Source organism: Desulfobacula sp. (assembly GCF_014237455.1).
Lineage (GTDB): Bacteria > Desulfobacterota > Desulfobacteria > Desulfobacterales > Desulfobacteraceae > Desulfobacula.
In genome coordinates, this window is the sequence record NZ_JABZFL010000066.1 from 22,620 (window position 1) to 33,230 (window position 10,611).

Consider the following 10,611-nt stretch of genomic DNA (forward strand, 5'->3'; position numbering starts at 1 on the left):
AATTTTTCTAAGAAAGCATTTCCAAAAAGGCTTCTACCCGGGTTTCTATCTGGCCCCTGGCAAGATTCCTCGAATCCACACAATCGATTTCAAGGTTCAGTACAGGCACATTAATGTCTTTAAATCCTTTTGAAATCAGCCCTCTTGTACCTGTTCCCTGGCGGCATCCCCAGTGGCAGGGGTTAATGGCCCCGTCAATCCGATATTCTCCGGCAAGAGTCTGTATGTGTTTGATCCGTTCTGTTGTGTCCATGCTAAAGGGAATTGAAATCATTCTTTTTGCAATGCTCTCAAAAGGATTGTCCGGATCCATTGGTTCCCAGGTGACATCATTGAGTTCATCCACTACAATTTTAGCCCCAAGATCATCAAGCATCTCATTGATGGGAAAGGGATACTGAATCCTGTTCTGTATCCACATCAGCCTTGTTTTTTCTTTTGAGGAAGTATGCTGGCCCGTTTCAATCCTGTGATTTAATTCATTTTTAAATGCCTGGCAGATATCAACCCCCTGCTGTGTGCCCATCATAAGGGTTATTACCGTACTGAAATCCTTTAAAAGATTGTTGTCAACAGGAGATGGTTTTGTTTTGGCAAGATCATAAATTTCTTTTAAGAGCGTGCTTGAGGCGTTGAAATTTTCCAGGGCAATGCCAAGCTTTTCTTTTGATAACGGCCTTTTGGTATGATCAGACACAAAAAGAGTCATGTCTTCAAGCTGGGCCGCCAGATATTTTATCGCATCCTGTGTATAGTTCTGGGGTACGTTTAAAATGAAAAAGTCCTTTTTATACTGGTGTGCAAAATTTTCCATAACGGCAAGGCCGGCTGTGCAGGGGCTGCTGGTCCCGATTATGAAATCAGGTTTAGGCATGGCATTCTTCAATACCGCTCCCATGACCGCCCTGTGATAAGCGCAGGAATCTGTTGCAAACCCTGAATCTTCCGCTTCTTCAAAAAAACCCCCGGCCGTTTGCGTTGAAGAGAGCATGGCACCGACAAATTCAACAAAACATGAAGTGATTCCCATGGCACCTAAGAGATCAAAAGGAGCTGTTACGCCGCACCATGCAATGGTTTCATCTTCGGAATAAAGTTTTTTCCCCAGTTTGGACAGTTCCAGTACATATTTTTTTTTGGCATTGATGCCTTCAGGGTCCTGGTTTAGTTTGTCTGTTATCCCTTTTACTGCATTCTCAAAATGATCGTACATCATATTACACCCCCAGCATTTCTGTAAACGCTTCAATTCTTGTCTGCTGCTGCCCCATAGATCCCATGGTGCAGTCTCCTTCCAGCATAAGGAAGGGAATGGATTCTTTCTGAAGGGCCTGCCTGATCATGGGAATCCTGGCAAGGTAGGGATCGCAGAATTTTAAGGTAAACCCGATAACGCCCCTTGCATTACTTTTTTTTGCCCGTTGAACAATTTTTTGGGCGATGTCGCCGGGCTTTGCGGTATCCATGGTTCTTGCACAAGGTGTCTGCTCCATATATGAACTTGCCAGAGCTCTGAAGATATTATCGTCTGCCGTGGTGTCCACTGGTGTGATAAACCGTGAAGTGGTGCAGAAATCACTGGCAGTCACATGCACGTTCCATTCTTCGAAAAGATCAAACACCTTTGGATCAAACAAAAGATTCCCAAAAAGAAAAACGGGCGCCAGGCCGGCCTTAGCAGGTTCTTCAGGCTGAAGTTCCTTTTGGGCCATTGCCAGAGCCTTGTCTGTTGACTCTGTCGCTGCTGTATTGATGATTTGTTGAAGCCCGGAAGCATATCCCGGGAAATAATCTCGGGACATTTTTTTTTCGATTTTTTTAACTGAGGCAGCAACAAGATTCCAATTGTCGATTTTATCTTTTATTTTTTTTATAGAAAAGGGTTCATTGTTCCATCTGAAAAGGGTTTTAGCCAGGCGTTCATACTCTTTTGAAAGAAAATCAAGGCTTAAGCTGTTTGTTCCGGAAGGAAGGTCTACCAGGATAATCGGGTCATCAGGTTTTGCCTCATGCCAGGCATCGGCCAGCCGCCGCATGGAATCACAGGAATTGATAAAAATCAACCCGTCAAGTTCCGGAAGGTCATCTGCAAGGGCCCGGTCAAGTACTTTTTTGACATGGGGGCACAAATTGTCGTGAAGCAGGTGACCTGCCTGATCTGGCGCCTTTGAATCAGGGAAAATCCTGAAAGGGGAAAACCCGGCCGCTTCAATTAAAGGGACCGGTGTATAGGCGCAGGTAAACCCGATTTTTTTGTTCATTTTAATTTCTCCTTACCGCAATTCAAAAGAATGGTGCGAAGCAGGTTTTTCGTGGTTTCAATATCCTTTTTTGAAATAGTGCAGAAGACTTTTTCAAGGGTGGCTGATACGATTTTTGTTGCGGAAACTTTGGCATCAACACCTCCTTGTGTCAAGTGAATTCTGTTTGCTCTCCTGTCGTTGGGATCGGGCTCCCGTTTTACCAGCCCGTCTCTTTCCATGCGGTCTAAAAGCCCTGTCATGGTGGAAGGTTCAAGGCCTGCCCTCTTGCCAAGCTCGTTTGCCTTAAGCCCGTCTTTATCCCACAAGGAGAGCAGAACGCCAAGATAGGCCGGCCTTATTGTGCTGATCCCTTCATCGGCAAATCCTTTTTTCAAATGGGATGTTACGGCAAGTGTAGCCCGGGAAAGCAAATAATACGGGCAGTCGGGCGGAAGCGGCAAATTCATTTTTTACCTCTCATATATATTATATTTGTCCGATATATTACGCATGCGTAATATATTGTCAAGAACTAAATTGCATAATTTTCTGTTCGTTTTACCGCTTGCAGTCTTCTCCTTGACAACCCCCTGCAAATATAACAAAATAAATAATGAAAACACTTCTATTATGCATGCAATATTATTTAAAATATTATTAATACTAAGTTCAATAGCCATATTTTTTAGCTGCTCGCCAGAACAGCATAAATTTAAAATTATCAATGCTACCGAACAAACTATCTCAAAACCTAAAGAATCTGACAGAAATTTTATTAAAAACGTAATCCTGAAAGAATTTGAAGAATGGGAAGGGACTCCTCATAAGATGGGAGGAAACAGCAAAAGAGGGATAGATTGTTCAGGTTTTGCACACCACATGTATACAGAATTATTTAACATAAATGTTCCAAGGACAACAAAACAATTTTTTACTGCGGGAATAAAAATAAATAAATCACAATTAAAACCAGGGGATTTAGTTGCTTTCATACCTCACTCCTACCCAAGGCATGTTGGGATTTATATAGGAAATAACAAATTCATTCATGCGTCTACATCAAATGGTGTCATAATGTCTGATCTCGGTAATCCCTACTGGGAAAAATATTATGTTATGTCTCGACGAATTATAAAAAACTAAAAAATATTAATAAGGTTTTTATACGTGAGAATAATTTCAGGCAAGTTGTACTTTAAACATTTTAAATAAAAAAATGACACCATACCACTTGTATATGTGATACAAAAAACAGGGCAGGACCATTTCTGACCCTGCCATTAATAATTTTTACGGAAGTTCAGAGATGATTTTTCGATATTCTTCCTCTGGAAAAGCAGGAAGTGTTTCAGTACTGACTGCTCCTTGAGATGCAATTGAAAGAATGATCTTTGCAGCGGTTTCAGGATTTGGCCCATCTACGATCAAAACCATGTCATATCGACCCATCGTCAGATAAAAAGCTTCCACCTTCGAATCCATTGATTCACAAAGTTTTTTGACCGCATCAAGCCGATTTGGACTTTCTTTAATATTTTCAACGCCTTTCGGCGAGTATTTCACAAGAGAGATATATTTAGGCATAATGATTTCTCCTCATTTAAAGATTAAGATATGGTTTTCGAATATGTCCAACATAAAATAAATTTGCTCCCGAAAGAATACCAATCCCATCAGGAGCAATGATTTGCATAGTTTAAGAGGAACCCCCATTTTATAATTCCTTACATAATTTCAATTAAATCATTTAATATTCGTTTGTAGCCAATCGATAGAATCATAATGATGTTACGCCTTCACAAATCTGATCATTAGAGGGCATGTTTTTAGTCAGCTTGAAAGTGGCATTCGGGTTTAATCCCTTATACATATTTTTTGTAAATGCAGCATGACCGCTTGGGCATAATCTCCAATCACTTGGCATGTCCAGAGCCATATAAGCATCCTGCCAGGGACATTTAGCATACTCTGATTGAATCGTCTTTTCGGTTACCTTCTCACTAATTTCCATTCCGTGGATACTCGATGCCATTGCTCCTGACTGATGAAGAGCTTTAATGTTCACAGTTTCGCCGAACATAGGTTTTAATTGTTCAGCTGCTTGTTGCCCTAATATAGCCCATGCTTTATCACTTGCCTTTTTGACCTTTTCAAGATCTACACCTTCTTCCAGAAGATTTTTAATCAATAAGGTGTATGAATAAATCAATACATTCAATCTCTGATTTGCCAATTCCTCCACGGGTAATGCTTGTTCCATTTTTATCCCCCTTTTTTTACCTTGTTTTGATTGACTAAGTTAAGCCTCATCGGGACTGTAGGCCCCATTGTCCTCCTGACAAGGCGCAAAACATCCTGCCAGGAGCATTATAGGCACAATTTTAGAAGTATCTTCATTCCATTTTCCTTGAATTCATCAAATCGAATCTTTTGATCTTCGATACTCCACAGACATTCCAACTTCATATTCAGGGATTCCTGGATAAGTTTATTTGCGACTACATCATTCGTGGTTTGAGCGTAGTTAAAAAGAGAATCAACTGGTTAGCTTTGATAATAGCAGAGTTAGGGAGTTTTGCTTCCTTGTTTCATCAGAATTTTAATAATATCAGAATAGTTATAATACACCGGAGCACATATGATCACTATCATTTCAATATCGAGAAGAATAGAAAATGTCAACAGTAAAAATTGTTAAAAATATCAATGTCAATAATATCACAAGGATTCATAGAAGCCCTGCTCCTTGGATTGAAGCCAGGGCTATTTTCTATGGATTACCAAAAACAGAAAAACAACACGTTGTTTTCTTAGGTATTGACAAAAACAACACGTTGTTTTATTCATATAAGTAATTAATAACTTTAGAAGAATAAAAAATATGATCCGATTTGCATCTGCACAATTAGATAGCTGGCTGGCTGAAAAAAAAAGAAAACCCCTCGTTATCAGGGGTGCAAGGCAGGTTGGCAAGACCTGGATAGTGCGTGATCTTAGCAAACGTAATGGCCTGAAATTGATAGAGTTGAATTTTGAAAGGAATCCAGCTCTTGCTGATCTGTTCACAAGTAACAATCCCAAAGAGATATTAAAAAATCTGGAAATAGAATTTGAAACTTTGATAGATCCTGACGCCTCTTTACTTTTCCTTGATGAAATTCAGGCTGCTCCAGAAATATTTGCCAGGCTTCGCTGGTTTAAGGAAGATCTTGGAAACATTCCCCTTATTGCTGCAGGCTCGTTGCTTGAATTTGCCTTGAAGGAATATCAATACAGCATGCCTGTAGGAAGAATTACCTATTTTTTTCTGGAACCATTCTCTTTTTTTGAATTTCTGCTTGTTACCGGCAATGAATTTCTTTTAAAAAAACTTGAAACCTTTTCTTTGAATGACACCATTCCTGAATCAATTCATAAAAAATGCCTGGGCCTTTATCATGATTATTGCCTTGTCGGTGGAATGCCTGAGTCTCTTCAAAAATGGGCTGATACTAAAAATTTAAATGATTGCATAAAAATTCAGCAGGATCTTCTGTCTACTTTTCGTGATGATTTTTATAAATACGGGGGACAATTTGACCCTGGGCTGCTGTTTAAATTATTTATTTCAGTATCTAAGCAGTTGGGGAATAAATTTGTTTATAAACGGGTTGATCCATTGGCTAAGTCCTTGTTGATAAAGAAAAGTCTATCCATGTTATCCCAGGCCAGAATATTTACAAAAATAATGCATACCAGTGGCAATGGTCTTCCACTTGGTGCTGAATCAAATGAAAATTTTTTTAAAATGCTTTTAATTGATATAGGGCTTGTATCTGTCCAGCTGGGACTTTCCCAGATGACACAATCCAAGGCAGACAGAATGACTTTCCTAAATAAAGGAGGGCTTTCAGAACAATTTGTCGGGCAGCAGATCAGATCATCCCAGGCTCCTTTAACAGATCCGGCACTTTTTTACTGGCAGAGAACCGGTGGCAGGCAGGGTGAGACTGATTACATAATTCAGCATGGTAATTGTGTCGTGCCGGTTGAAATAAAATCAGGAACTGCCGGCAGCATGAAATCTCTTCATCAGTTCATGGCAGATAAAAAGCTTGATCTTGCTGTCAGATTTAATTCAAATCTACCGTCAACAGAAAAGATAAATGTCAAAACAACCAAGGGTGATTCTATATCTTATACACTGATTTCTATCCCATTATATCTTGCACAGCAAACCAATAATCTTTTGACCGAATTTGTTTAAAGGTTCAGAATTTTATCAGGAATATTGCACTTTCATTAATTATATCATCAGTTTTTGGGTAATGCATTTATCAGCGTCAGTTATAATACCCGCACAACAAATTCCTATTGCGTAAAGCAAAAATTTCATTATTATCGTTCTGAATCTTGATTCGATTTGAAATCTGAAATAATAAGATCGATGACCTCAGCAAGTTTTGGTATGTCTTCTTTACAGGTGTTGAAAATTTCTTCAGCATCGATGTTGAAATAATCGTGGACTACGATGTTCCTCATCCCTTTTATCTCTCCCCAAGGAATGACAGGATAATTTTTTAAAAGGGACTGGTCAGTTATTTTATCTATTTTTTTGACAAGTTCGCCGATCACAATCAATGGCATGCACAGCAAATCAAGTCGTTCTATTCCTTTGGGTGAATTTGTTAAATCCGAAGCGGTATCTATGGATTGAACTCTTAGTTGAATCTTATTTAAGCAATCTTGTATTTTATCTAACAAATCAGCAAGAATTTCGGGATCATACATAAATAACATCCTTTGTTATTCGCTCCTTCAAAAGAGGACTCAAATCCTCCCGATAGGCAACAACATCAACAGGTACTCCAAGAAAATCTTCCAAGCTCATTTTCAAACCTATTCTGTTTAACAAATTTCGTTTGTTTAGCTCAACAACTATATCTATATCGCTACTTTCATTGGCGGATCCTCTGGCAACGGATCCAAAAATACCCATTTTAATAACACCAAATCGTTTGGATTGTTCTTTTTTGTATTTTTTCAATAGGGCTATGATATGCTCTTTATTAATCATTATCCTTATCCATGTCTTATTTTAGATATTTAAAAATTATAGGCTTTTATATCCATCACGTCAAATTAGATTTTGAAATGTGGTGTCGTTCGCATAAATATCATCCAGTGGGATTTGAGCAAAGATCACACAAAAAAGAAATGGGGATTAACCAATATTTTTTTAAAATTGAGAAAATACTAATGTTCATGATCGATAGCTGTGGACAGGGATTAATCTTTTAACAAGAACAAATTGTGTTCACAGATGAAACAATATTAAGCAGCCTCTCGCCACCCATAACTCCAATTACGCAAAGCAAAAAATTTGAGAGGACCGGAGGCGGACCGGAAAAACAAAAAAGGTTTTCAGACAATTTCTGAAAACCTTTGCTGTCATGGTGATCCCACGGGGAATCGAACCCCGGTTTCCGGCGTGAGAGGCCGTGAATAGATATTTACCTTGAAATAATCTTAGTTCCTTGAAAAGCCACAATAGAGCATCTTACAGGATATACTATTTCCCTTGACTTACTGAATATTACCCTGATATAGTCAAAATAGGTGGGGGATACGGTGGGGGGCTTTTATTTCAAGGAGTTAAAAAATGCCAAAGCAAAGAAGATATTCAACAACTTATCCGGGGATATACTATGTTAATGGAAAAAGGCCTGATGGAAAGCCTGAAAAAATCTTTTATGCCAGGTACACACGTAAAGGTAAAAAGATTGAAGAGCGGGCAGGCAGACAATTCCAAGATGACATGACCGCTGCAAGGGCCAATGCGCTTCGAATGGATAGAATTAAAGGCAAAGACCCCTCAAATATGCAAAAGCGGAAATTCAAAGAGGAACAAAAGCTTAAAGAACAAGGCAAATATACCATTGAGAAACTTTGGCAGGAATACAAACTCAACCGGCCCCATGGTAAAAGTCTGAAAATAGACCAGGGAAGATATGAAAAATATATTGAACCTGTCTTTGGCAAGAAAGAGCCAAATGAATTAATTAAGCTTGACGTTGACCGGGTAAGAATAAGGCTACTCAAAAAGCTTTCGCCACAAACCGTAAAACATATTTTAAACCTTCTGACCTGGATTATCAATTATGGTGTTAAGAACAATCTTTGCGAGGGTATTTCATTTCATATTCAAAAACCATCTGTTAATAATGAAAAGACAGAAGACTTAAGCCCGGCACAATTGGAAAGGCTATTAAAATCCATTAAAGAAGATGGGAATATTGATGTTGGCAACATGATGTTGATGGCCCTTTATACTGGAATGAGACGTGGGGAAATGTTCAAGCTTCAATGGAAGAATATAAACCTTGATACTGGTTTTATATTGCTTGCAGATCCCAAAGGCGGGCCGGATCAGAAGATCCCAATAAATGATATGGCAAGAAGCCTATTGGACAGTATCCACCGCTCAAGAAGCCCCTATGTTTTCCCCGGGCGGAATGGCGGCATGAGAACCACAACCGGTGTTGCCGGAAGAAGAATAAGAAAGAATGCAGGCCTGCCCGATGACTTCAGACCCATGCACGGTTTAAGGCATGTCTATGCCTCAATGCTTGCGTCTTCCGGTAAAGTTGATATGTATGTATTGCAAAAGCTTATGACCCATAAATCGCCTAAAATGACAATGCGATACGCCCATTTAAGAGATGATGCCTTAAAGAGTGGAGCAAGCCAGATTGATGATATTTTTAAACGACAAAAATTTGAACAGAAGGTTGTGAATATCGAGGATAAAAGATAAATTGGGGGTTGCAATTTAGCACCTCCAATATAGAGAAGTTATTTTTAAGATCACAAGATGTGACCTTAACCAGGAGACACTATGGCAGAAAATAATCTTATTACCATTGAGCAGATTACAGCAAAAATTTATTATATCCGGGGCAACAAAGTTATGCTTGATAGAGACCTTTCAGGGCTTTATGAAGTTGAAACAAGAATTTTAAAAAGAAATGTTAGGCGACATATTGACCGTTTCCCTGATGATTTCATGTTTGAATTAACAAAAGAAGAGTATAACAACTTGAGATCCCAATTTGGCACCTCAAGTTGGGGTGGTTCAAGATATTTACCCATGGCTTTTACAGAACAGGGCGTTGCAATGCTGTCAGGAATATTAAACAGCAAGAGGGCTATCCAGGTCAATATTCAAATCATGCGGACATTTACAAAACTCAGGCATATGATTGCAGGACATGAAGAATTAAAAAAAGCAGTTGACGAATTGCGTGAACAAACAGACGAACGCTTTGAGGTTGTATTCTCTGTGCTGGATAAACTTTTGGCAGATGATGAAAACCCCAAAAAGAAAATAGGGTTTTAAATATACTTCCCTGGGATAGATCCGGAATAGCTATCCGGATTGAAAGGATGGTTTTCCTGAATCATCTTTCCTGGGGATTATAAATCAGGATCTTACAGGAGAGAATAATGTCGGAAATCATCACGTGGGAAAAGATAAACGATTCTAAAAAATATGATTATTTTGCATTAGGGTTACAGCCTTGTTTTAAAGAGACCCATAAACCTATTCCATGCCCTGAATATTGTCACGAATTGCATATACTGCTTAATACACCCAGATATACTCACATAAACACTACGCGAGAAAAATTAAAAGAATGGGAAAATGAAACCAAAAAAAATAAGACAATTTCAATCTGTCTTACAAACTGTTCTAACCTCCTTTTATATCTGATAAGGAGTTGTGGAAATACCCTAAGCAAGTTTAATATTATGAATAATATATCAGTAGAAGACAAAAAAAATCTTGAGGCGATTATGGTTCAGGGAGTCGATCGGAATAATGAACAGAAGCTTAAAGCAGCTCTGATTCAGAAATTCGGCGAGAAGGATGACCGTTTGGAAGAGTTTCAAAAGATACTTTATAATGACCCAGATAATATAAACTTAACATTAGAAGATGTACGAAAACTTGAGGTGGTTTTTGATCAGGAATCAGTAAAGGATAATGAACGATCAGAAAAACTTGACGAGATAATAAAAAATGATCCAGATCGTAATTCCTGGATATTTTTTCAAATGCCGAATTCTGGGGAGAAGGGTAAAGAGCTTTACGATCTTTTAAGCGAGGCTGTTTTCGATAAAGAACAAGTTGATAAAATAAGAGAGAAGTCATCGGGTAAGAATCAACTATCAAAATTATCAGACCTTGAAGACAAGCTTAATGAGGAGCTAAAAAAAATATGTCCAGAACTTGAAAAATTTTATGCTGCATTGGTAGATGAAATTGATTTGGGCGATTATGGCGTCGAGGATTCAATAAACAAAATTGGAGCGCCTGAATTACATA

13 protein-coding genes are annotated in these 10,611 nt (G+C 38.6%); 6 read left to right on the plus strand and 7 right to left on the minus strand.

Annotation, left to right across the window (positions count from 1 at the left end):
- Positions 1–7: 7 nt before the first annotated feature.
- The 3 genes from HGJ91_RS09660 to HGJ91_RS09670 are packed head-to-tail and all read right to left on the minus strand — an operon-like array spanning position 8 to position 2,710.
- Positions 8–1,216: a 2-hydroxyacyl-CoA dehydratase subunit D gene (locus HGJ91_RS09660; RefSeq protein WP_291347537.1), complete on the minus strand. Its 1,209-nt coding sequence runs from the start codon at positions 1,214–1,216 to the stop codon at positions 8–10.
- A 1-nt stretch (position 1,217) separates the two neighbouring features.
- Positions 1,218–2,261 carry a 2-hydroxyacyl-CoA dehydratase subunit D gene (locus HGJ91_RS09665; RefSeq protein ID WP_291347538.1) on the minus strand — a complete coding sequence of 348 codons (1,044 nt, stop codon included), beginning with the start codon at positions 2,259–2,261 and terminating at the stop codon, positions 1,218–1,220.
- Complete coding sequence (locus HGJ91_RS09670) at positions 2,258–2,710, minus strand: MarR family winged helix-turn-helix transcriptional regulator (protein ID WP_291347539.1); 453 nt, start codon at positions 2,708–2,710, stop codon at positions 2,258–2,260. The genes HGJ91_RS09665 and HGJ91_RS09670 overlap by 4 nt, the downstream gene beginning before the upstream one ends.
- 112 nt (positions 2,711–2,822) lie before the next feature.
- On the opposite strand from HGJ91_RS09670, the gene HGJ91_RS09675 reads away from it, so the two are divergent.
- A complete protein-coding gene (locus HGJ91_RS09675) occupies positions 2,823–3,386 on the plus strand; it encodes an NlpC/P60 family protein (protein WP_291347540.1) in 564 nt (187 codons plus the stop codon).
- Positions 3,387–3,533: 147 nt separating this feature from the next.
- On the opposite strand, the gene HGJ91_RS09680 is transcribed toward HGJ91_RS09675, so the two are convergent.
- Positions 3,534–3,827: a GYD domain-containing protein gene (locus tag HGJ91_RS09680; RefSeq protein ID WP_291347541.1), complete on the minus strand. Its 294-nt coding sequence runs from the start codon at positions 3,825–3,827 to the stop codon at positions 3,534–3,536.
- Positions 3,828–4,020: 193 nt separating this feature from the next.
- Positions 4,021–4,503: an L-2-amino-thiazoline-4-carboxylic acid hydrolase gene (locus HGJ91_RS09685; protein ID WP_291347542.1), complete on the minus strand. Its 483-nt coding sequence runs from the start codon at positions 4,501–4,503 to the stop codon at positions 4,021–4,023.
- Between the two features lie 415 nt (positions 4,504–4,918).
- On the opposite strand from HGJ91_RS09685, the gene HGJ91_RS09690 reads away from it, so the two are divergent.
- Both HGJ91_RS09690 and HGJ91_RS09695 read left to right on the plus strand, forming a co-directional pair.
- Complete coding sequence (locus tag HGJ91_RS09690; protein WP_291347543.1) at positions 4,919–5,098, plus strand: hypothetical protein; 180 nt, start codon at positions 4,919–4,921, stop codon at positions 5,096–5,098.
- A gap of 26 nt (positions 5,099–5,124) precedes the next feature.
- Positions 5,125–6,489: an AAA family ATPase gene (locus tag HGJ91_RS09695; RefSeq protein WP_291347544.1), complete on the plus strand. Its 1,365-nt coding sequence runs from the start codon at positions 5,125–5,127 to the stop codon at positions 6,487–6,489.
- A gap of 131 nt (positions 6,490–6,620) precedes the next feature.
- Here the strand turns inward: HGJ91_RS09695 and HGJ91_RS09700 are convergent, their stop codons facing one another.
- Together HGJ91_RS09700 and HGJ91_RS09705 are read right to left on the minus strand one after the other, a co-directional pair.
- Positions 6,621–7,013: a HepT-like ribonuclease domain-containing protein gene (locus HGJ91_RS09700; protein WP_291347545.1), complete on the minus strand. Its 393-nt coding sequence runs from the start codon at positions 7,011–7,013 to the stop codon at positions 6,621–6,623.
- Positions 7,006–7,299, minus strand: coding sequence for a nucleotidyltransferase family protein (locus tag HGJ91_RS09705; protein ID WP_291347546.1), 294 nt, complete (start codon positions 7,297–7,299; stop codon positions 7,006–7,008). Before HGJ91_RS09705 ends, HGJ91_RS09700 begins: the two co-directional genes overlap by 8 nt.
- Positions 7,300–7,884: 585 nt before the next feature.
- Here HGJ91_RS09705 and HGJ91_RS09710 point away from each other — a divergent pair.
- The 3 genes from HGJ91_RS09710 to HGJ91_RS09720 all read left to right on the plus strand — a co-directional run.
- Positions 7,885–9,039, plus strand: coding sequence for a site-specific integrase (locus tag HGJ91_RS09710; protein ID WP_291347547.1), 1,155 nt, complete (start codon positions 7,885–7,887; stop codon positions 9,037–9,039).
- Between the two features lie 81 nt (positions 9,040–9,120).
- The gene (locus HGJ91_RS09715) at positions 9,121–9,621 is read left to right on the plus strand and encodes an ORF6N domain-containing protein (protein ID WP_291347548.1); all 501 of its coding nucleotides are present in this window, start codon (positions 9,121–9,123) and stop codon (positions 9,619–9,621) included.
- A 107-nt stretch (positions 9,622–9,728) separates the two neighbouring features.
- The coding region (locus HGJ91_RS09720; protein WP_291347549.1) for a hypothetical protein at positions 9,729–10,611 on the plus strand (883 nt) is incomplete at its 3' end.